Origin of the sequence: Kaistella jeonii (assembly GCF_000812865.1) — a bacterium.
Classification (GTDB): Bacteria; Bacteroidota; Bacteroidia; order Flavobacteriales; family Weeksellaceae; genus Kaistella; species Kaistella jeonii.
This window is the reverse complement of sequence record NZ_JSYL01000001.1, coordinates 516,055-537,582: the sequence shown is the minus strand read 5'-3', so window position 1 is coordinate 537,582 and position 21,528 is coordinate 516,055. Positions and strand designations below refer to the sequence as shown.

At 35.2% G+C, this 21,528-nt stretch carries 19 protein-coding genes; 3 read left to right on the top strand and 16 right to left on the bottom strand.

Translation table 11 applies throughout. The features are described 5' to 3' along the window. Positions 1 to 62: 62 nt before the first annotated feature. Positions 63 to 407 (bottom strand): 50S ribosomal protein L20, encoded by a 345-nt coding sequence (gene rplT / locus OA86_RS02370; RefSeq protein ID WP_039348143.1) that lies wholly within the window; start codon positions 405 to 407, stop codon positions 63 to 65. Positions 408 to 525: 118 nt separating this feature from the next. Beyond that, positions 526 to 723, bottom strand: coding sequence for a 50S ribosomal protein L35 (gene rpmI, locus OA86_RS02365; RefSeq protein WP_039348142.1), 198 nt, complete (start codon positions 721 to 723; stop codon positions 526 to 528). 487 nt (positions 724 to 1,210) lie between these two features. On the opposite strand from rpmI, the gene OA86_RS02360 reads away from it, so the two are divergent. After that, positions 1,211 to 2,833: an amidase gene (locus OA86_RS02360; protein WP_039348140.1), complete on the top strand. Its 1,623-nt coding sequence runs from the start codon at positions 1,211 to 1,213 to the stop codon at positions 2,831 to 2,833. Positions 2,834 to 2,985: 152 nt separating this feature from the next. On the opposite strand, the gene infC is transcribed toward OA86_RS02360, so the two are convergent. The 11 genes from infC to OA86_RS02300 form a co-directional block, all read right to left on the bottom strand. Then, positions 2,986 to 3,492 (bottom strand): translation initiation factor IF-3, encoded by a 507-nt coding sequence (infC, locus tag OA86_RS02355; protein WP_039348137.1) that lies wholly within the window; start codon positions 3,490 to 3,492, stop codon positions 2,986 to 2,988. 83 nt (positions 3,493 to 3,575) lie between these two features. After that, a complete protein-coding gene (gene thrS, locus OA86_RS02350; protein ID WP_039348134.1) occupies positions 3,576 to 5,501 on the bottom strand; it encodes a threonine--tRNA ligase in 1,926 nt (641 codons plus the stop codon). Positions 5,502 to 5,808: 307 nt separating this feature from the next. Further along, positions 5,809 to 6,339 (bottom strand): hypothetical protein, encoded by a 531-nt coding sequence (locus OA86_RS02340; RefSeq protein ID WP_039348128.1) that lies wholly within the window; start codon positions 6,337 to 6,339, stop codon positions 5,809 to 5,811. Positions 6,340 to 6,525: 186 nt separating this feature from the next. Beyond that, positions 6,526 to 6,717, bottom strand: a complete 192-nt coding sequence (locus OA86_RS02335) for a hypothetical protein (RefSeq protein WP_039348125.1) — start codon at positions 6,715 to 6,717, stop codon at positions 6,526 to 6,528. A 168-nt stretch (positions 6,718 to 6,885) separates the two neighbouring features. Beyond that, complete coding sequence (locus tag OA86_RS02330; protein WP_039348122.1) at positions 6,886 to 9,639, bottom strand: M4 family metallopeptidase; 2,754 nt, start codon at positions 9,637 to 9,639, stop codon at positions 6,886 to 6,888. 207 nt (positions 9,640 to 9,846) lie between these two features. Then, positions 9,847 to 10,200 carry a hypothetical protein gene (locus OA86_RS02325; protein WP_039348118.1) on the bottom strand — a complete coding sequence of 118 codons (354 nt, stop codon included), beginning with the start codon at positions 10,198 to 10,200 and terminating at the stop codon, positions 9,847 to 9,849. A gap of 223 nt (positions 10,201 to 10,423) precedes the next feature. Beyond that, the gene (locus OA86_RS02320) at positions 10,424 to 11,035 is read right to left on the bottom strand and encodes a DUF4230 domain-containing protein (RefSeq protein WP_039348115.1); all 612 of its coding nucleotides are present in this window, start codon (positions 11,033 to 11,035) and stop codon (positions 10,424 to 10,426) included. Position 11,036: 1 nt separating this feature from the next. Beyond that, the gene (locus tag OA86_RS02315) at positions 11,037 to 11,597 is read right to left on the bottom strand and encodes a TlpA family protein disulfide reductase (RefSeq protein ID WP_039348112.1); all 561 of its coding nucleotides are present in this window, start codon (positions 11,595 to 11,597) and stop codon (positions 11,037 to 11,039) included. Between the two features lie 30 nt (positions 11,598 to 11,627). Then, on the bottom strand, positions 11,628 to 12,095 hold the full coding sequence (locus OA86_RS02310) for a pyrophosphohydrolase domain-containing protein (protein WP_039348110.1): 468 nt from the start codon (positions 12,093 to 12,095) through the stop codon (positions 11,628 to 11,630). A 167-nt stretch (positions 12,096 to 12,262) separates the two neighbouring features. Then, complete coding sequence (locus OA86_RS02305) at positions 12,263 to 12,706, bottom strand: hypothetical protein (protein ID WP_039348107.1); 444 nt, start codon at positions 12,704 to 12,706, stop codon at positions 12,263 to 12,265. A gap of 94 nt (positions 12,707 to 12,800) precedes the next feature. Further along, entirely contained in the window at positions 12,801 to 13,940 is a 1,140-nt protein-coding gene (locus OA86_RS02300) for an acyl-CoA dehydrogenase family protein (protein ID WP_039348104.1), read from the bottom strand. A gap of 191 nt (positions 13,941 to 14,131) precedes the next feature. Between OA86_RS02300 and OA86_RS02295 the strand changes: the two genes are divergently transcribed. Continuing rightward, positions 14,132 to 16,003 carry an endonuclease gene (locus OA86_RS02295; protein WP_039348101.1) on the top strand — a complete coding sequence of 624 codons (1,872 nt, stop codon included), beginning with the start codon at positions 14,132 to 14,134 and terminating at the stop codon, positions 16,001 to 16,003. Positions 16,004 to 16,067: 64 nt separating this feature from the next. On the opposite strand, the gene OA86_RS02290 is transcribed toward OA86_RS02295, so the two are convergent. The 3 genes from OA86_RS02290 to OA86_RS02280 form a co-directional block, all read right to left on the bottom strand. Beyond that, a complete protein-coding gene (locus tag OA86_RS02290; protein ID WP_039348098.1) occupies positions 16,068 to 17,474 on the bottom strand; it encodes a helix-hairpin-helix domain-containing protein in 1,407 nt (468 codons plus the stop codon). A gap of 85 nt (positions 17,475 to 17,559) precedes the next feature. After that, the gene (locus OA86_RS02285; RefSeq protein WP_039348095.1) at positions 17,560 to 17,901 is read right to left on the bottom strand and encodes a MerR family transcriptional regulator; all 342 of its coding nucleotides are present in this window, start codon (positions 17,899 to 17,901) and stop codon (positions 17,560 to 17,562) included. Positions 17,902 to 17,967: 66 nt separating this feature from the next. Further along, positions 17,968 to 19,275, bottom strand: coding sequence for a DEAD/DEAH box helicase (locus OA86_RS02280; protein WP_039348093.1), 1,308 nt, complete (start codon positions 19,273 to 19,275; stop codon positions 17,968 to 17,970). Positions 19,276 to 19,626: 351 nt separating this feature from the next. On the opposite strand from OA86_RS02280, the gene rpsA reads away from it, so the two are divergent. Beyond that, positions 19,627 to 21,426 (top strand): 30S ribosomal protein S1, encoded by a 1,800-nt coding sequence (gene rpsA / locus OA86_RS02270; protein ID WP_039348088.1) that lies wholly within the window; start codon positions 19,627 to 19,629, stop codon positions 21,424 to 21,426. The last annotated feature ends 102 nt before the right edge of the window (positions 21,427 to 21,528 follow it).

Here is a 21,528-nt window from a genome sequence, read left to right as displayed (position 1 = left end):
ATATAGAAAAAAATCCTAAACAAACGTTTAGGATTTTATAATTGATAACAAAAATTTTACATTTATTTTAATGAATCTACGATCGCTTTGAACGATTCCGGGTGATTCATTGCTAAATCAGCTAAAACTTTTCTGTTCAATTCGATGTTGTTCGTTTTTAGAGCGCCCATAAACTGGGAGTAAGACATTCCGTGTTCTCTTGCACCCGCGTTGATACGCATGATCCATAAGCTTCGGAAACTTCTCTTTTTCTCTTTTCTACCGCGGTAAGCATATTGCATTGCTTTTTGTACGGCATTTTTTGCTACGGTCCAAACGTTCTTTCTTCTACCGAAAAAACCTTTAGCAAGCTTTATTACTTTTTTTCTGCGAGCTCTGGAAGCTACTGCATTTACTGATCTTGGCATAATTTAAATTTGTTTTTTTGAAAAGGGCGGTAATTTATTTCATTACACTTTTTTGCACCGTTTCAGGGTTAAATTTTCTGAATTTGTTAATTCTTATAAACCGGTTGATTTATAAAAACTATCTTAAAGCTAATTGACGTAAAACACTCTTTTTGTCCACTTTTGCAACATAAGAAGTCTGCGTAAGATTTCTCTTTTGCTTCGTTTCTTTTTTGGTCAAGATGTGGCTTTTAAAAGCACCTTTTCTTTTAATCTTTCCGGTTCCGGTCAGCTTAAAACGCTTCTTAGCACCTGATTTAGTTTTTAATTTTGGCATTTTGCTTAATTTTATCTATTTGTTATCAATGTCTTTTTGCTGTATAAGTGAGGACCTCGCAGTATTCTACACATTTTTCAGACTGCAAAAGTACGAATTCTCACCCAATTAAAAAAGACATTTTCCTTTATTATTTTCAGAATTTGGGCGTGCCCTTCAGTCGTTCATTATCTCGTCTCATCTTTCAGATGTGACGAGACCATTCACTTCTTCAGGTCGAGCTATACACTCATACTCCTCATGCCAAAGCTTTTCCCCCCGCTTGTTCCGGGGTAACCGTTTCTATCCCTCACGCGGGAGCAGATTTTTTGGATTGCAAGATTTTTTGCAGTTATCTATTTGAGCTTTTAATAGACGCAAATTAATAACTTGGAATTTCAATTAGTTCATTATGTGATATTTAAAAAATGAGAAATTATTACCAACATTTTTCTGTATTTTTATATATCAAAAATCTAAACCTTATTATCTTCAAATCCTACTATCCATGAAAAGAAGCGATTTTTTAAAGAACACCGCCTTGGCCACAATTGGTATCCCAACACTATTGGCCGCAAACTCATTTACCGAAAATAAAAAAGATCCTAAACAAGAAAATCCAGTAGAAGAATCCCACAATAATTTTGAATTAGATGAAATGACTGTTTTAGAACTTCAAGACAAAATGGAGAAAGGAATTTATACTTCGGCGCAAATTACCCAACTTTATCTGGACCGCATTGAAGCCATTGATGAAAATGGTCCGAAACTCAACTCAATGATAGAGGTGAATCCAGAAGCTTTAAGTATTGCAAAAGCGATGGATCAAGAAAGAAAAGAAGGCAATGTCAGAGGTCCTTTACACGGAATTCCGGTGGTGATCAAAGATAATATTGATACAGAAGATAAAATGATGACGACAGCCGGAGCACTCGCTTTGGTCGGACATATCGCAGAAAAAGATGCCTTCATTGTAACTCAATTAAGAAATGCGGGTGCAGTAATTTTAGGAAAAACCAATTTAAGTGAATGGGCAAATTTTCGCTCCACCAATTCCTCTTCCGGTTGGAGCAGCCGTGGTTTACAGACAAAAAATCCTTATATTTTAGATCATTCGCCGTGTGGTTCGAGCGCAGGTTCCGGTTCAGCAGTTTCGGCAAATTTATGTGCGATTGCGGTGGGTACAGAAACGGACGGTTCAGTAACTTGTCCGGCTTCTATCAATGGTGCAGTTGGTATAAAACCGACGGTTGGTTTGGTGAGTCGTTCCGGAATTATTCCCATTTCAAGTACGCAGGATACAGCAGGACCTTTGACGAGAACGGTTACCGATGCAGCCATACTTTTGGAAGTTTTAGCAGGCGTTGATAAAGCAGATCTTGTGACTCATGAAAGCCGTGGTAAAAATACCAATTACACCCAATTTTTAAATAAGGATGGTTTAAATGGAAAAAGGATCGGCGTGGAAAAGAAAAAATATGCCAATCAATTCCTCAATGAATTACAGGAAAAAGCTTTAGATGTTCTCAAAAAACAAGGTGCGACAATCGTAGAACTCGTTTATTTAGACAGCATTAACGCGTTGGGAAGTGACGAATTAAAAGTGTTGAAATATGAGTTTAAAAATGGCGTAAATAATTATCTTTCAAATACGAACGCTAAAATGAAAAATTTAGCAGCAGTCATAAAATTCAACAAAGACAATGAAGACGCAGCAATGCCTACTTTTAAGCAGGAACTCCTGGAAGAAAGTGAAACCAAAAAAGATTTGAAGGATCCTGCTTATATTAAAGCAGTAAAAAATAGTCATATTGGATCGAAAAAGATTATTGACGATGTAATGAAAAAAAATAATCTCGATGCGATCACCGGTTTGACAATTGGACCAGCTTGTAGTATCGATGTTATTTATGGCGACAAATGGGGCGAAGTTTCTCTCACAGCGCCTGCTGCAATGAGCTGTTATCCGCATATTTCTGTGCCTTGTGGAAAGGTTTACGATTTGCCAGTTGGTTTGTCTTTTTTTAGCAGTGCTTATCGCGAAGGTGAAATTATTTCTTTAGCGTACGCTTTTGAACAAGCTACCAAACACAGGGTAAAACCGGAATTTAAAAAGTCATTTTTGGCTTAATGATTCATCTAATTTAAAGTTCACCATCTTTTAGATAATTAAAAAAATATTCTATACATAGAAGTAAAAAAAGAGACTCCAAAAAGAGTCTCTTAAATATTATAATTTAAAGCAATGTGATTATCAAATCAAGACATCACCAAAATGTCAAATTATTTAGCAGGTTTTTTCGGGCTCATCATCATGATCATTCTCTTACCTTCTAATTTAGGCAACTGATCAACTTTTCCAACGTGCTCTAATTCCTGAGCTAATTTAAGAAGAAGGATTTCTCCCTGATCTTTAAAGATGATCGAACGTCCTTTAAAGAAAACGTAGGTTTTCAATTTTGAACCTTCTTCTAAGAATTTTTCAGCGTGTTTTTTCTTGAAGTCATAATCATGCTCATCGGTTTGAGGACCGAATCTGATTTCTTTTACGACAACCTTAACTTGTTTCGCTTTTAGCTCTTTTGTTTTTTTCTTTTGCTCATAAAGAAACTTTTTATAATCCAGAATTCTGGAAATAAAAGGTTCTGCTTTATCTGAAATAACCACTAAATCCAATTCCAGGCCTTTAGCTATTTCCAGCGCTTTTTCTAGCGGATAAACGCCGGGTTCCACATTATCACCTACCAAACGAACTTCTCTTGCACGGATCTTTTGATTGATCTGGTGCAAATCTTCCTGAACTCGTCTCTGTGGACCTCTACCTCTGTAATGAAATTTTTGTGCTATGGTTTTAAATTTTAATTGGTTATATTCTAATTATTAATTTTTGCTTCTTTTTTGAAGTAACTGATGAAGTCTTCTACGCTCATTTCGCCCAAATCTCCTTCGCCTCTTCTTCTTACAGAAATAGTGCCATTCAATTCTTCGTTTTCTCCTACAATAAGCATAAATGGTAGTTTGTTCATTTCCGCATCGCGAATTTTTCTACCTGTTTTTTCGTTTCTTTCGTCAACTATTCCGCAAATATCGTGATTTTCCAGCAATTGTGAAACTTTTTTTGCATAATCCAAATATTTTTCGCTGATCGGCAAAATTGTAAATTGATCCGGAGCTAACCACAATGGGAAATCTCCTGCAGTATTTTCAAGCAAGATCGCGATAAACCGCTCCATAGAACCGAACGGCGCTCTGTGGATCATCACTGGTCTGTGTTTTTCACCATCGCTTCCGGTGTACCAAAGATCAAATCGTTCTGGTAAGTTGTAATCAACCTGAATGGTTCCTAACTGCCATTTTCTACCCAACGCATCTTTGACCATGAAGTCGAGTTTTGGACCGTAGAATGCAGCTTCACCATATTCTACAACATAATTTAGATTTTTCTTTTGGGCTGCTTGGATAATTGCATCTTCCGCTTTTTTCCAGTTTTCGTCGCTGCCGATATATTTTTCTTTATTTTCTGGATCTCTTAAAGAAACCTGCGTAACAAAATCTTCGAAACCTAAAGATTTGAAAACATATAAAGTTAGGTCGATTACATTTTCAAATTCTGCCATCAATTGATCCGGTGTACAGAAAATGTGTGCATCATCCTGCGTAAATCCACGAACTCTGGTTAAACCATGAAGTTCACCTGATTGTTCGTAACGATAAACGGTTCCGAATTCTGCAAAACGTTTTGGTAAATCTCTATATGACCATTGACCAACTTTGTAAATTTCGCAGTGGTGTGGACAGTTCATGGGTTTTAGCATAAACTCTTCGCCTTCGTTTGGAGTTTTGATGGGTTGAAAACTGTCGGCTCCATATTTATCCCAATGTCCAGAAGTAACATACAATTCTTTCGATCCAATATGTGGTGTCATCACAAATTCGTAGCCGGATTTTTTCTGTGCTGCGGAAAGAAATTCTTCTAATTTTTTTCGTAAAGCCGTTCCTTTTGGCAACCATAAAGGTAAACCCGCACCCACTTTTTCGGAGAAAGCAAAAATTCCTAATTCTTTACCGAGTTTTCGGTGATCACGTCTTTTTGCTTCTTCTAAAAGTTCTAAATATTCTGTTAAATCTTTTTGTTTTGGGAAAGAAATAGCGTAAACTCGGGTGAGTTGTTTGTTTTTTTCGTCTCCTCTCCAATAAGCTCCTGCTGCGTTTAATATTTTTACCGCTTTTACAATTCCAGTTGCGGGAATGTGACCTCCTCGACATAAATCGGTGAAGTTTTCGTGCGTACAGAACGTAATTTCACCATCGTTTAAGTTGGTAATCAATTCTGTTTTATAGGGATTGTCTGCGTATTCTTTTAATGCATCGGATTTTGAAACCGGATAAATACTGAAGCTTGCGTTTTTCTTCGCATTCTCCAACATTTTCTTTTCTATTTTCTCGAAATCCTTTTCAGATAAAACCTCATCGCCGAAATCAACGTCATAATAGAAACCTTGCTCAATTGCAGGTCCGATCGTTAATTTAGCTTCCGGATAAAATTCCATGATGGCTTGCGCCAAAAGGTGAGCGGAAGAATGCCAAAAAGCTTTTTTCCCCAAATCATCGTTCCAGGTGAGCAACTGAACCGTAGAATCTGTCGTTATCGGCGTGGTATTTTCAACCTGCGTTCCGTTTACCAAAGCAGAAATAACGTTTCTAGCTAAACCTTCGCTGATTGATTTTGCGACTTCTAGCGGAGTTACCGCGCTTTCAAATTCTTTGATGCTCCCATCGGGAAGAGTAATTTTTATCATTTTGAACGAAAAATTTTAAGTTGCAAAAATACGGATTTTCTGCGAAAGAGTCTTTTAGTTTTGAGGTTTTTATAGTGTATTCATTTTATTTTCTCTAAATTTTTAGAATTAATGTCCCGAATTCCTTGTTAGAAAATAGAAATAAAGTTTTAGCCCCGATTGAATGGCCTGTTCAGCTCTCCCGATTCATCGGGAAGCGAGTAGTGAAAGCGGGTGGAATATTGGAGATGTACAAAAATTTTCGGGCTCCCAAAAAAAAATCGGTTTCACAAAATTGAAACCGATTGAATTATTATGGAAAATATTTTTAGAAAGTATTTCTACTTCCATCGGGATCCATATCTGATTCCATTCCGTCGCTTGTTGCATCATAGAATCGAGTATCATCAGTCAAATAAAGATTATTCTTTGCTTTACTGATAATTCTGGCTCGTTGTGCTTCACTTAAATCATCGTGTTTTGCAGTGGTTTCCGCATGCGGATATCTTTCTTTCGTGAATTCGTTGACATTGATTGCACCTTCATCATTCATAATGTCTCTTGCTTTTTCTGCACGATCCATATCGTCGGCATAAACGGTTACCAGGTTACTTTTGGTTCCTGCATAACTGTATTTATTTTTTTCATCATCGTCATCACCAAAGAGCCAGTTCCAAAATCCGGATGTTTTTTCGTCTTCTTTGTAATGGTAATTGCTAGATGTTTTATCGTAATTGCCTGTGGTAGAGTAGCGGGAAACTTTATTGTCTTCTTTTTCGAAACCAGCGGAATCTAATTTATTTGATGCTTCGTCTGCATCTTCGGTAGTTGGGAACATTCCCACGATCGTGTAAGCCATAATTTTGATTTTTAATGTTAATAAACTGTGATTTGGTATTTAACAGATTATCAAAAACTGTGACAAAAGCGAAGGGTTGCATAAAATTTACGAATTTTTTAACATAACAGAGAAGGAAGTTATTTTTGATCAGCTATTTTTAAGAAACTTTTAGTGGAGGATCTATAATAAAAAAACAGCGAAAAATTAATTTTCGCTATTTTTTTCTGTATTGTCGGTTTTACCGTCTTCGTGCAGTTTTGATGTTTCTTTGATTTGCTTTTTCATTGTTTTACCAGAGTCGACTTTTTCTGAGGATACAGGAATATTTGGGAAGTCTTCATTTTGCTTCTTGACTTCTGCATCTTTACTTTTTTTGATGTCTTTTTCGTTGCTCATAATATTATTTTAAATTGTTAAATATTTAATGGTCAAAAGTGCTGCCAAATAACTCCAAAATTGGATTTTCTGATGAATTTTCTGAACTTTTTATTTTACAAAAAAGGATTTATAAATAAAAAGCCGCCTCAAAGAAAACTTTGAGGCGGCTGAATAAATATCTGAAATTTATTTTTTGATAAATTTATTAGTCATTTTGTTGCCGGTTTTATCGGTAAGTTCAATGATGTAAGTTCCAACAGAAAGTTTTTGTACATTCACTTTTTTATCTGCAGAAGTACCGTTGTTCACAATTTGTCCCGCAGTGTTAAAGATCTTGTAAGAAAATTCTCCGCTAACTTTGCTTAGGATATTAATAATATCTTTAACAGGATTTGGATAAATCGCTGTAGAAGTATTATTGACATTTGAAGCTGCTAAAATTTTATCTTTAACATTTAAAGTGTAATCTTCTATTTGTCCATAAGGAATTGTTCCACATGCTGTAGTTGGAGTGGTACTAAATCTCATGATCACTCTCATACGAACAGGTCCTGTATAAGTATAAGTTGCAGGAACTGTAATACTTCCTACTGCTGGATTATCTTTGGAGCCAACTTTTGTGAATGCAGTTTCGCCTTCATCTAAGAAATCACCATCATTATTCCAATCCACAAAAACAACATATGCTTCATTGTATATAGTGGTAGTCCATTCTGGAGTGATTGTAATCGGATAAGTGGACTCTTTAGTTACATCTGTAGTAAGATAAGAGAAATCTTCATAACCTGCGAGACTTGTACTTGGATTGTCGATCGTTCCAAATTGTACGCGTTTAATTCTCTCATCAGCTGTACTGCTTGAAGAAGCTACACAGTATGCGGGTGTATTTAATGTAGTAATCGAAACGGTGTTACTTGCCACAGAAAAATTATCATAAGGATCAACTGCTTTTATATAAAAATTATAGGTGGTATTTGTTGAAAGACCCGCTATGATAGTAGTTGTAATATTTCCAGCAACAGTGGCTGTTTCGGTACCATCTTTATAAATTATATATCGGTCTATTCCATTTGTATCGGTAGAAGCGTTCCAGGTTAATTTAGTTTGTACACCCGTTGTATTTGTTGCTACCAAACTTGTAGGAGCTGTTGGAGCGGTGGTGTCTGGGATTGATAGGTATTTCGGACCAATTCCTACTGCGTAGAAAGCGTCCTGTGTTGCAATTGCTTCCGGAGAACCAACTCCATACAAATCTTTTGCAGCTTGAATACCAAAGTCTCTAGCATTTTTGTAGTTGGAAGAAGGTGTTAAATAAGTGGTTTCTAAACGATACACAATTTTTTCTGCTTTTGCAATGGTAATACCTGTCACGTTGTAAATACTTCCAATATCATTTGTCCCAGCTTTTCCTACAGAAAGAATGTAGAACCAATGGTTTAAAACTCCACTGTTGTAATGTACACCACAATTATCATTTGAATTAGAATTAGGAACTGCACAACCTTCCTCCACCGTTGCAGGTTTCCAATTGATACCATGATAAGTATCTGGTTGTGGAGAAAGACCCGATTTCGGATTACTCATTGAACGAAGATAGAACGGAGAAACTTTGGTAATATCTTCGCCGATCAACCAAGTTTGTTTTGTGGGAGCATATTTAAATTCTGCTGCAGCTGCCCAAATATCAGATAAACCTTCATTCATAGCTCCAGATTCTCTACTGTAAATTAAAGCGGCGGAGCTTGAACAAACGCCATGACCTAATTCATGTGCAGTAACATCAAATGCTGTTAGAGGTTTAAAAGTTGAGGCACCATCACCGTAAACCATTTCAGAACCTGTCCAACCTGCGTTTTCATACGCATTACTATAATGTACATAACTTCTTAAAAGTGTTCCAAGTCCATCATAACTATTTCTACCAAAAGTGGTGAAGAAATAATCATACGTATTTTCTACTCCCAAATGTGCATCTAAAGCAGCATCATCAAAAGCAGCATTATCAAATTCTGCGGCAGTCCAGTTATTGTCATTATCTTCGAAATCTACTCCTGCAGACAGTGTGGTTCCTTTTTTCAAGTTATAAGTTCGAACTCCACCACCTCGCGTTGTATCGTTCAACGTGTATTTAACTGCAGTTACCATTGTAGTTTGTATGGTTTTAGTACCACTATATCTTGTATCGGCAGTTCCTAGAACTAGAGTCGGGAAATTTTTACTTGTTTCTGCAAATGGTGCGACTGAAATTGGCAAATTTTCATCGTTGTCCTGTTTCTTTTGAGCATGTTTTAAAATCGGATCAACTGCAATAATTCTTCCCTCAGTCGCATCCACGAAAATATAATCTCTACTCAAGGGTTGCGCCGCATAAATATCAAATTTGTAAGCTAATACTAAACTGTATTTATCAGCACCTTGAGAAACTGGCATGTAAACCAGTTCACCTGCGGGTTTTTTGTAGGTATTTTCTGCAATATATGCAGCATCTTCCCACATGTATTTTTCAGCACCAACACTTTTAACGGCTTGTTGAAAAGCTGCATTTGAAGAAAGGACAGGAGTTGAAGATGTTTTGTCATCCTGAAAAATTTCACCATTCATACTGATGAGTTTTCCATTTTGGTAATGCATAAAGTAAATCCCACCCTCTACTTTGATGTTGTTTTGATAAAGTTGGTATTTAGCATCGGTAAATTTTCCCGTAAAATCTTTCTCAGATTTTAAAAGTCGCAATTCTTCTGTAGGACGCAATTTCAAAATGTCTTGAAAAATCGTTTTTACAGAACTTTCATTTAGGTTCGAATTATCGTTGAAAACGACAAGACTTACACCGCCATTTGCATTGGTTATTCTTTGCTTAACAAGATCTTGAGCAGAAACTGAATCAGTAAAACTAAGGAGCATTCCCAAGATACCAAGCGTGAGTAATTGTTTTTTCATAACTATTGGTTTAATGTGGTGTAAAATTAATAATTATTTTAATGTCTTCTTATAAAATTGAGAATAAATTTCGACCAAGTTTAGTTTTTATTAAATATGCAGAGTCAGAATTCAAATTATTAGTACTTGAAAAAAAATTTCCTTTCTTTAAATAAGGAGAGGAAATTAAATATTGTGAAAATTAGAAATATTTGAGCAGCAGAAAATTTAATTCTTTATTACGTTTTCATTCATCTTCCCTTTTTTTTGAAAAAGAACAGATGATGAATCAGATGAGTTAGTACTTTGATCTTTTTTATAGGAGATACCTGTTGCTTTTTTGATATCAGCACCAAATTTCATCAAAATATTTTTTGCTTTATGCGCGCGGTTCAAGTTTGGCGTATAAACCGTAATCTCATTTTCATCAAGAAAATGATCTTCGACTAAAGATTCTGGGTGAAACTTTGTGTTCCTCGTAAAACCAGGAAACTGTTTTATGAAGCCTGCTTTTTTCAGTCGGTTTGCTGCAGAAATCGCCTCATCGATAGTTGGAAAAATTCCTATTATATTGTAGGTCATGACTCAAATGTTTAAAATTAGTGAAAAAGTATGCTTCACATATAGTATGCAAATCTTATGACATTCGAGGACTGGTTTTAGACTTTAGTAATACTTTAACATTAAAAAAGCGAAAAAAAATAATTTTCGCTTTTATGAATGTGTCGTCCGTTTTCAAAACAGAATTTAAGTCTAAAAATTTTACTGCTTTCTTTAACTTTCTTTGGAATGTTTTGTTTCAATTTTAAAGTTTGGAAACATCAATTTGACCGGTTTTATCTTCAATTTTATAATTCAGCGCTTTGGCTAAAACAAAAATATTGTCAAGATTTTCTAACAATTGCTTTCTGCCTTCGTCGCGGAGTCGATTTTGATTCACGCTTTTGTAAGCATTATCTTTTGCCGATTTCGTAATTTTCTGGAAATCTTTTTCATCAAAACGATTGAAGAAAGAATCGTCGAGCGACTGAATTTCTACACTGGGCGTAATTCTTATATCTGCATTTGGCAACTCTTTGATGATCAATTTTTTGTTGATCGAATCGACTTCGAGTTTCATTTTGGTGAGGTCATAAGAAACCTGTGCATTAGTCTTTGTAAAAGTGATCAATTCTTTTTCAATTTTTGGCAGCATTCCACCTAAAAGCTCCGAAGAAATTTTGGTTTTCTGCATGCTCGAAAAATCCTGTTCCATAACCACCAGTTTATTCATTTTTGTTATTTGATTGGTGATGATGTAATAGTCGTTTTGAACTTTGTCTTCCGATTTTTTTGTGATCGCATTCCAGATTAAAAATAGGAGCAGCATTGCCGCAGCTCCTAAAACGAACGCTATGATTGTTTTGTTTGTTTTCAATTTATTTCAGTAAATCTTTAAATGAGGTATCGTCTTTTTTTAGAATTTCAACCAAGTCTCTCTCGAGGTAACCTGATTGAGGACTTTCAATAATCCGGCCAATTTCTTTGCCATATTTTTGCACGATAACTGTGGGAACTTTCTGAATGTTATAAGGACCTTCTTCGCCACCCGGAGCTTCTTTTTTACGGTTTACCGCAATGATATTTATTTTGTTCTCTGGATAATTTACGGCTTCCAAAATTTTGAATAATCGCGGAACTTCTCGGTGGCTGTCTTCACACCAGGTTCCCATTACCAAAGTTATGTTGTACGTATTTATTTTTGCTTTTTTCAAGTCTGCAATTGCATTTTGATCGATTGCATATTCATCGTGTTCTTTTACGTACCATTCACTGTAAGGTTCTTTCAGTAATTGATTTTTGGTTTGATGTCCTAAAAGCATTTTTCCGTCATTTGTAGTTTGAACTTCTCTGTTAACGACCATTTTTTTAGTATTACAAGATTGAAGGGTTAGAAATAAAGTTGTTGCAGCAAATATAGCCTGAGATATCTTTTTCATTGAGTTGGGATAAAATTATAATTAAAAAATTTAATTTTCTAAAATTGTTTTTAAATCGGCAGGAGAATAGTATTTGTTTTTTAAAACTTTGTGATCCGTTTTCCGATGAACATTAATCTTTTCACCAGATTTCTCCGAAAAAGCATCTTCTCCTTTTTCTTTATAAAATTCGATGGTTTCATCTGCTTCCTTTTGACTGGAGCAAGCTTTCGACATATTAGATCGCTGAACTTCATTGAAAAGTTCTGGAAATTTTTCACCCAAACCAAATTCTAAAACCGCGCCACTTAAAACATACTGGAGATCGCATAAAGCATCGGCAATTTCTACCATATCATTATCGGCAATGGCTGCTTTCAATTCATTTAATTCTTCCTGCAAAAGGGAAACTCTCAATTCGCATCTTTCTTTGGACGGAATTTGGGGTTTTTCTAAAATCGGAGCATTAAAGGTTTTGTGAAATTCTGCAACCTGATTCAGCGAGTCTATTTTTTCCATTAAATTTTAATTTGAACAAAGATAAACATTCAGTTTAATAAATTGAAATGGCTCAAGAAAACAATGTTTATTTAAGCATTATTCATGGCAGAAATCTTTTAAATTTTCCCTCACGAGGATTATTTAAAAACTTTTAGGCAGGAAACGAATAACTTTAAATTTCTATTTTATTCACAAATATTCATGGGTAAAACTCTGCCATCATTATTGAACATTTTCCCGCTGAAGCATCCATCATTTCCTTTTTTTAAAACACAGTTTGCCGAAATATTCCCTTTTGTTAATTCATTCAGATGCAGATCATCCTTCATCGCGATTCCGGAAAGTTCATATAATTGGTCTTGTTTTTTATCATAGGAGTAAGTTCCTTTGACGGCTGTAGATTTACTGTCAAAAGATAATTTAAAAGTAGCTTCTGCTTTCCCCACATTTCCGTGGTATATTTTTTCGATATTTTCTACAAGATATACGGGATCTTTGTTGTCAGGCAATGAATTTGGCAAAGGTGATTTCAGTGCATAAATTAATCCTCCTAATGCAGTCATTAAGGTCGCAATTGCGGTAATCGTGACGGCAATCGATGTTTTCTCGGTTTTGTTTTCAGTTGTCATTTGTGTAGTTTTTGTTATTATAAAATTAATAAAAATTTGAACACAAAAAAAAGCACCTTAAAAAGGTGCTTTGTATATCATAAAATTGCAGTTGCTATTTTGAAATTTCTCTTCCAATAACCAGTCTCTGGATTTCGGAAGTTCCTTCGCCAATCGTACATAATTTTGAATCTCTGTAGAATTTCTCAGCCGGGAAATCTTTCGTGTAACCGTAGCCGCCAAAAACCTGAACAGCGTTGTTCGCAATTCTTACACAAGCTTCAGAAGCGTATAGTTTTGCCATTGCGCCTTCCTTAGTCATCGGTTGTTTTGCATTTTTCAAATTTGAAGCACGTTGAATTAAAAGTTCAGCAGCATCAATTTCTGTCGCCATATCTGCAAGCATAAAATTGATCGCCTGGAATTGATTGATCGCTTTACCGAACTGATGTCTTTCCAGTGAATATTTTAAAGCTGCTTTGTAAGCTCCTCTTGCTGTACCTAAACTTAAGGCAGCGATAGAAATACGACCACCATCTAAAATTTTCATAGCCTGTTTAAATCCTGAACCAACTTCTCCTAAACGGTTTGCATCTGAAACTCTTACATTATCAAAGATAAGTTCTGCAGTTTCGGAAGCACGCATTCCTAATTTATTTTCTTTTTTACCGGAAGTAAAACCAGGTGTTCCTTTTTCTATAACAAAAGCTGTAGAATTATTTTTTTCTCCTTTTTCTCCTGTTCTGGTCATAACGACTGCAATGTCACCGGAAATAGCGTGGGTGATGAAATTTTTAGCACCATTGATGATCCATTCATCGCCATCTTTCACAGCAGTTGTACTCATGCCACCAGAATCAGATCCTGTGTTATGTTCAGTTAAACCCCATGCTCCGATTACTTTTCCGGAAGCTAATTGAGGCAACCAGCGGTGTCTTTGTTCTTCACTTCCAAATTCATAGATATGATTTGTACAAAGTGAATTATGTGCCGCAACAGACAATCCGATAGAAGGATCAACCTGTGAGATCTCATCTAAAATCGTCACATACTCATGGTAACCTAATCCGGAACCACCATATTCTTCGGGAATTACAATTCCCATAAAACCCATATCTCCTAATTCGTGGAACAATTCTACGGGAAAAGTCTGGCTTTCGTCCCAATCCATAATGTTCGGTCTGATCTTTTTTTCTGCGAAGTCTCTCGCAGTTTCTGCGATCATATTAATGTTGTGTAAAGTATCACTATTCATATCAAATATTTGTTTTCAAAGTTAATTAAAATGCTCTAGTCTGAAAACACTTTTTTTAAGAAAAATGTTATGCTGTGATTGGTTCATTTAGATAATCATCAGTTTGAAATTATAATTTCTCTAAAGTTTAATATGAAAAGTACTTTTTGATGTACTTAATTATCTACTTTAGCAATCCAAAATTTTTAGTAATGAAAAGAATTCTATTTTTTTGTCTTTTAATTCCTTGTATAGGATTTGCTCAGATTCCATCAGGATATTATGATGGAACCTCAACTTTGACAGGTTACTCTCTGAAGTCAAAACTTCACGATATTATTGCCAAAAAAACAATCAGCTGGCATTATGGTGATCTGCAGAATTTTTACAACCAGACCGATGTTGATAAATATTATGATTATGATGCGTCGAATACGACCATTTTATTAGATATGTATTCTAATAATCCAACAGGAACCACCGCTTATCATTATACCAGTGCGCAAATGATCGGTTCTGCAAATGCGGAAGGTTTGGGTTGGAACAGAGAGCATATGATGCCGCAAAGTTCTTTTAACAGTAATTATCCGATGTATTCAGATTTGTTTTTTGTGATCCCAACTGATGCAAGAATTAATCAGCTGAGAAGTAATTATCCTTACGGAATGGCGGGAACAACTAATTACTGGTTGTTTACCAACGGTTCTAAAATTAATAAAAACGGCACGCCAAATTCCGGATATACAGGAAGAGTGTATGAGCCAATTAATGAGTTTAAAGGCGACATCGCAAGAAGCTTATTATATTTCGCTGTTCGATATGAAGGTAAACTCAACTCTTTTAATTTCTATAATGGAACTTCGCCCGCAAATGACACGAGTCCTTTAGATGGAACGGAAGAAAAAGCTTTTGAAAACTGGTACATTGCCATGTTGCTCCAATGGAATAATCAAGATCCCGTTTCACAGAAGGAAATTGACAGAAACAACGCAGTTTATAACATTCAGAAAAACAGAAATCCTTTTATCGATCATCCTGAATGGGTAAATTTGATCTGGTCACAAACTCCCGCGACTGTCGCTCCACAAGCTGCTTCAAATTTGGCCAGCTCACAAACCAGCGCTTATTTTGTTAATTTAAACTGGACTCCGTCTGCAGATACAAATGTAATGGGTTATAAAATTTACCAAAACGGAGTTTATGTAGATTACAGCAGAACTAACACTATTATAATTGATCACCTCACGCCGTCAACTACTTATAATTATACGGTAAAAGCTTACAACAGTAGTTACATGGAGTCTGCTGAAAGTAATTTATTACCGGTAACTACTCTGGATTCTGATGTTTATGCGCAGGATTTAATGATTACAAAATATCTGGAAGGAACAAGTGATAACAAAGCCCTGGAAATTACCAATAAAACAGGACATCCTGTTAATATGAGTAAATACCGTTTGAATATTCAGTATTACAGCGGTACAAATTACTATTCTCCTGCACCTTTTGAATTGGAAGGAACAGTCGCAAATAATGAAACTTTCGTTGTTTTGAATCCAAAATCGAATTTTTCATGCATCACCAATGATCAGGCGAGATTTGTTTCAGATGCACCGCAAATGACTTATGATGGAAGCAATTACATTGAACTTAAATACCTTACCTCAACTGTAGAAAGTGTAGGAACTTATGGGGTTAATAATTTCTCAACTTTAGGGAATGTATCGTTATATCGATTGCCCTCTGTTGGTCAACCTACCAAAACCTTTGATCTTTCAGAATGGAAAACTTACCCTTCAGATTATTGCCAGAATATAGGAAGTTTAGCTGCTTCAAATGTAAATCTTAATATAGAAAATGCATATTCTATATATCCGAATCCGGTTATAGGAAATATTTTATCTGTTAAAGGGGTTCAACTTGAAAAAATTAAAAACATTTCGGTGATTGATATTTCTGGAAAACTGATCCTTCAGGAAAATTTACCATTTAAGAATAAAAACACTTTAGATGTTCATCAGTTGAAAACTGGAGTTTATATTCTACAGCTTGATGATCAAGCGGTGAAGTTTATTAAAAAATAAATAAACTTCTATATTTCACAAAATCCCATCGGTTCGTTTTGATGGGATTTCTTTTTGGAGAAATTTAATCTTGAGCCAAATATAATTTCATTCTCGCTTCATATTCAGGCTTTACTTTAATAAAGTTGAAGATTTTCTTATTGTTCGGTGATGTACTTCGAATGTAGATGATTTTATCTGCAGAATATTTAAAATAAGGATGATTTTTCAGCCATTCTTCTGGGGCGTCTGATAAAGTATATTTCACGATTTTCGATTGATCCAGTCTTGCAATAGCGATCAATTTTTGAGCTAAATTTTTATCAATTTCATACGTGTCGATAATTTGCTGCGTGTTTGCAAAACCTCCTAATTTCTTACGGAAACTCAGCATCATTGCGGCGCTCTTTTCATCAAAACCAAATTCGACCATTTGTTTAAATGTAATTTGATTCAAATCAATTTTTGAAAAATCTGTTTTTGCTTCTACAGAAGATGCTTTGGATTCGGAAGTGTAATTTCCTTCTTGTTTCTTTGAAGAGATAGTTTTAAAATTTTCAGGATTTAAAATCATATAAGGTTTGATTTCTTCCATTTTTTCTGGAGAAATAACGAAACAACTTGCTATCTCCTCCATGTTTTTGAAACTGCCTTTCAAATTTCTGTCCCGGTAATTTAAAATTACTTGTGCTTGTTTTTCTGAGAAACCTAATTTTTTCCAACCTTCAAAATCAGTCGTATTTGGATCAAAACTTTGATAGGCGGTTTTTGCTTTTTCAGTAGTTGTGCTTTTAAATTTTGAAGAGGGCGAATAGTTTTCTGGCGTATTTTCCGGCAGTAAGATATAAGGTGCCATTTTGCGATAATTTTCCTCACTGATCATAAAACAAGCTTTGAACTTTTCTTTGCTTAAAAAACTTCCGCCTAAATAATTTTTATATTTCAAAATGGAAGTGGCCTGGTTTTCGGTAAAACCCATTTTTACAAAATCATTTACACTAAAGTTATCAGGATTAAATTTCCCTGGAATGATGAGGTCTTTTTTCTTAAAAGTCTTGTAATTGTTGGAATAGTTGCCAGAACTTTTATATCCACCTGAAGAATAGCTTTTATAAGAAGATGAACCAGTTTCGGGCAACAAAATATAAGCTTCCAGTTCATTAAATTTCTCTGGGGAGATCGCATAACATTTTTTGAGTTGTGCTTTTGATGTAAAATTTCCACCGACTACTTCTTTGTATTTCAAAATGGTCGCAACTTTCCTTTCTGTAAATCCTAGTTTTACCCAGCCTTCTTCTGTTAATTTATTTGGATTAAATTCTTTTAAAGGAAATTTTTCTGAAGCTATATACTCTTCAGTCTTAAAAGTGGGAGAGGAGGAAGGTTGATTTTTGCTGTTAAAATAAAGTAAACTTGAAAAGAGGATCGTCCCGGAAGTGGCGAATCCTAAAAAGTAATTTTTGGCGGCGGAGAATTGTATGTGGAAACTCATGGCGTTATATTTATGCAAACATAAGCTCATTCAAGAAAAAAATCGAGGGTAAAATTACCCTTTTGACATAGTGAATTAACCCATTTTATTCGGGTTTTTCCACCAGAGAATCTTTTAATTTTTGTAATTCTGCTTTTACAAATTCCAGTCGGTCAATCATACTCACTGTTTCGGAGATTTTAGAATTAGTCGTCACTGCAATTCGGGCACCATCTAAAGTATAGCCTTTCTCTTTAACGAGATGGTAAATGATTTTTAGATTTTTTATGTCTTCCGGCGTAAAATAGCGATTCCCTTTTTTATTTTTTTTAGGCTTAATGATGGGGAATTCTTTCTCCCAATACCGGATAAGCGAAGCGTTCACATCAAATGCTTTTGCGACTTCACCGATGGAATAGTAAAGTTTGTCTGGTAGATTTAGTTTCATTTTAAAAAGGTCATAGCTTCAAATTTACATAAAATACATAAGGTAGAAGATTTTGTTTTGAGGCTTTTAATAAGCAATTTCGATTTTCAGTTTTTTGTTCTTCAATCTCTGATTCTCTAGTTTTTTAAGAAGTGCAACTACTTTTTGTCGATTGACTGCAACATAAGAAGTAGTGTCTTTCACTTCAATGAGACCAATATCGTCTTTTTCTAATTCTCCTTTTTTGATGAGGAAACCTACGATGTCAACTTTATTAACCTTGTCTTTTTTTCCGGCACTTATATATATAGTTAGATACGGAGTTCTTGCAGGCATTTTATAATCCTGAGTCAGTTTTTCTTCAGGCGTATTTTTTTTGATGAAAGGGAAATTTTCATCTTCTGTCATTATTAAATAAACAAAACCTTTCGCATTCATTCTCGCTGTTCGTCCATTTCTGTGGATAAACGCGTCTTCTTTTGGCGGCAACTGATAATGAACAATTGATTCTACTTCCGGAATATCTAAACCACGGGAAGCGAGATCAGTGGTAATTAAAATTCGGGAAGAATCATTTTTAAATTTTAATAAAGCGCGCTCTCTTTCGTCCTGTTCCATTCCGCCGTGAAAGGTTTCTCTTGAAATTCCTTTTTCTTTTAGTAATTCTGAAATGCGATCTACTGCATCACGGTGATTACAGAAAATCAAAGTTCTTTTGTTTCCTATTTTACATAAAAGTTGAAAAAGTGTTTCCAGTTTTTCTTCAGAAGTCGTAATTACTTTACGCAATTGAAAATCTGGTTTTATTTCTAACACTTTCAAGAAATCAACTTTTTCTTCATTGTTTAAGCCTGTGAAATCTGGAATTTGGTCCATTGCGGTTGCAGAAGTCAGAATTCTTTGAGAAAGAAGCGGCATTTCACTGATAATTAAACTCATATCGTCGTGAAAACCAAATTCTAATGATTTATCAAATTCGTCTAAAACTAAAGTTTTAATCGTCGTTGCGTCGAAATTATCATTTTTTAAATGGTAAGCAATCCTTCCGGGAGTTCCTATTAATAAAGCCGGAGCTTCAATTAGATTATTGACTTCAATTTTTTTATCGTGACCGCCATAGCAAACACTTACTTTGAAATCGGTTCCCATTGATTTGAAAACCTGTTCTATTTGTAAACCTAATTCACGGGAAGGAACCAAAATCATGGCTTGAATTCCTGAAAGTTCTTTTTTTAAATTTCTTAAGACCGGAAAAAGGAAAGCAAGTGTTTTTCCTGAACCTGTAGGAGATAATAGGAGAAGATCTTTTTCGTTTTCGGAGGCTTTATATGCGGATTTCTGCATTTGATTCATATCCTGAATCTGCAAATTTTGATAGAGTGACTGTAATTCCATTTTGCAAAGGTAAGAATTTCGAGGTTGAATTGTATGCGGATTTAGATTTCGGGGCGAGATTTTCTAGCCCGGATCGGAGCGGCATCCTTTTTTGTTATTGCGATTGCGGCCTTTTTCGATAGGTTGCGTGTTTTCGTTCGCAATGACAAAAAAGATAGAGCGGAGAGCCGGAATCAGCTTCAAATAATCGGAAATTTATATAAAGTCTTTCATAAAAAACACTTATCTTTGCACCACTTTTTGTGGAAGCATTTGGCGCAGTTAAAACATTAACAATTAACATCTTCTCTATTTTTCATTATACCACATTGAGCCAATATTGAAAAATTTAGAATACAAATTATTTATTTTATGTCAGAAACGACAGACAAAGCAGTGGTTCTTTTGAACCAAAACGTAGCTCCAGAACAATTTGACTGGGATTCATTTGAATCAGGTTTAGATGCTGAAGCAAGACAAGAGAAAAGCGATTTGGAAGAAATCTATAATGGATCTCTTAACAATCTTCAAGACAATGACGTACTTATTGGTAGAGTTGTAAGACTTACGGATAAAGAAGCTATTGTTGATATCAACTTCAAATCTGAAGGGGTTATTTCTCTAAACGAATTCCGTTATAACCAAGGACTTGCTGTAGGCGATGAGGTGGAAGTAATGGTTGACAGAAGAGAAGACAAATCTGGTCAATTACAATTATCTCACAAAAAAGCAAGAACGCTTAAAGCTTGGGATCGAGTAAACGAACTTCATGATACTGGCGAAATCGTAAACGGTTTTGTGAAATCAAGAACGAAAGGAGGTATGATCGTAGATATTCACGGTATCGAAGCTTTCTTACCAGGATCTCAGATTGATGTTAAGCCTATTAAAGATTACGATCAGTTTGTAGGAAAAACAATGGAATTCAAAGTTGTAAAAATCAACCCGGAATTTAAAAACGTTGTCGTTTCTCACAAAGGATTGATCGAAGCAGATCTTGAAGGTCAGAAAAAAGAAATCATTGGTCAATTAGAAAAAGGACAGGTTCTGGAAGGAACTGTTAAAAATATTACTTCTTACGGGGTATTCGTAGATTTAGGTGGTGTTGATGGATTGATCCATATTACAGACCTTTCTTGGAGCCGTGTTAATCATCCATCAGAAATCTTGGAAGACGGACAAACTGTAAAAGTGGTAATCCTTGATTTTGATGACGAGAAAACAAGAATCCAATTAGGTATGAAGCAATTGGAAGCACATCCTTGGGATGCACTTTCTGCTGATCTTAAAGTTGGTGACAGAGTGAAAGGAAAAGTAGTAGTTCTTGCAGATTACGGTGCATTCGTTGAGGTTGCTCCAGGTGTAGAAGGATTAATTCACGTTTCTGAAATGTCTTGGTCAACTCACTTAAGAAGTGCAGGTGATTTCGTTAAAGTTGGTGATGAAGTAGAAGCTGAAATCTTAACTTTAGACAGAGAAGACAGAAAAGTTTCTTTAGGAATGAAACAATTAAACCAAGATCCTTGGTCAAATATCGAAGCTAAATATCCAGTAGGTTCTGAGCACACAGGAACAGTAAGAAACTTTACTAATTTCGGTGTATTCGTTGAACTGGAAGAAGGTATTGATGGATTAATTTACATCTCAGATCTTTCTTGGACTAAGAAAATCAAACATCCATCAGAATTCTGTGCAGTAGGTGATAAATTGAAAGTTGTTGTTCTGGAATTAGATACAGCTGCAAGAAGATTATCATTAGGTCACAAACAATTGTTAGAGAATCCTTGGGATAAATTTGAAACTAAATACGCTGAAGGTTCTGTACATGCAGGAAAAGCTACAGAAGTATTCGACAAAGGTGCGCAGGTACAGTTTGAAGATGCAGAAGTTGAAGCTTTCTGTCCTTCAAGATTATTAGAAAAAGAAGACGGATCCAAAATTAAAAAAGGAGAAGACGCTCAATTCAAAGTAATCGAATTCAACAAAGAATTCAAAAGAGTAGTAGTTTCTCATACAGGAATCTTCAGAGACGAAGAAAAGAAAAATGTAAGAGATAACTCATCTAACACTTCATCTGTAAAACCAGCATCATCTTCAAACAACGAAGAAAAATCAACACTTGGTGATTTAGATGTATTAGCAGAATTGAAAAAGAAAATGGAAGGGAATTAAGCCTGATTTTCAATTACAAAAAAGACGCCTCAATAACATGAGGCGTTTTTTTGTGTTAAATATTCAAAACATATCAAAATTTTTTATAAATTCGGTGCCAGA

Coding starts and splice junctions, on each gene's coding strand:
- OA86_RS02315 (WP_039348112.1), bottom strand. CDS start 11,597: ATGAAAAAGATATCTCAGGCTATATTTGCTGCAACAACTTTATTTCTA.
- thrS (WP_039348134.1), bottom strand. CDS start 5,501: ATGATAAAAATTACTCTTCCCGATGGGAGCATCAAAGAATTTGAAAGC.
- OA86_RS02340 (WP_039348128.1), bottom strand. CDS start 6,339: ATGGCTTACACGATCGTGGGAATGTTCCCAACTACCGAAGATGCAGAC.
- rpmI (WP_039348142.1), bottom strand. CDS start 723: ATGCCAAAATTAAAAACTAAATCAGGTGCTAAGAAGCGTTTTAAGCTG.
- OA86_RS02300 (WP_039348104.1), bottom strand. CDS start 13,940: ATGAATAGTGATACTTTACACAACATTAATATGATCGCAGAAACTGCG.
- OA86_RS02310 (WP_039348110.1), bottom strand. CDS start 12,095: ATGGAAAAAATAGACTCGCTGAATCAGGTTGCAGAATTTCACAAAACC.
- OA86_RS02325 (WP_039348118.1), bottom strand. CDS start 10,200: ATGACCTACAATATAATAGGAATTTTTCCAACTATCGATGAGGCGATT.
- OA86_RS02285 (WP_039348095.1), bottom strand. CDS start 17,901: ATGAAACTAAATCTACCAGACAAACTTTACTATTCCATCGGTGAAGTC.
- OA86_RS02360 (WP_039348140.1), top strand. CDS start 1,211: ATGAAAAGAAGCGATTTTTTAAAGAACACCGCCTTGGCCACAATTGGT.
- rpsA (WP_039348088.1), top strand. CDS start 19,627: ATGTCAGAAACGACAGACAAAGCAGTGGTTCTTTTGAACCAAAACGTA.
- OA86_RS02335 (WP_039348125.1), bottom strand. CDS start 6,717: ATGAGCAACGAAAAAGACATCAAAAAAAGTAAAGATGCAGAAGTCAAG.
- OA86_RS02305 (WP_039348107.1), bottom strand. CDS start 12,706: ATGACAACTGAAAACAAAACCGAGAAAACATCGATTGCCGTCACGATT.
- OA86_RS02290 (WP_039348098.1), bottom strand. CDS start 17,474: ATGAGTTTCCACATACAATTCTCCGCCGCCAAAAATTACTTTTTAGGA.
- OA86_RS02280 (WP_039348093.1), bottom strand. CDS start 19,275: ATGGAATTACAGTCACTCTATCAAAATTTGCAGATTCAGGATATGAAT.
- OA86_RS02330 (WP_039348122.1), bottom strand. CDS start 9,639: ATGAAAAAACAATTACTCACGCTTGGTATCTTGGGAATGCTCCTTAGT.
- OA86_RS02295 (WP_039348101.1), top strand. CDS start 14,132: ATGAAAAGAATTCTATTTTTTTGTCTTTTAATTCCTTGTATAGGATTT.
- rplT (WP_039348143.1), bottom strand. CDS start 407: ATGCCAAGATCAGTAAATGCAGTAGCTTCCAGAGCTCGCAGAAAAAAA.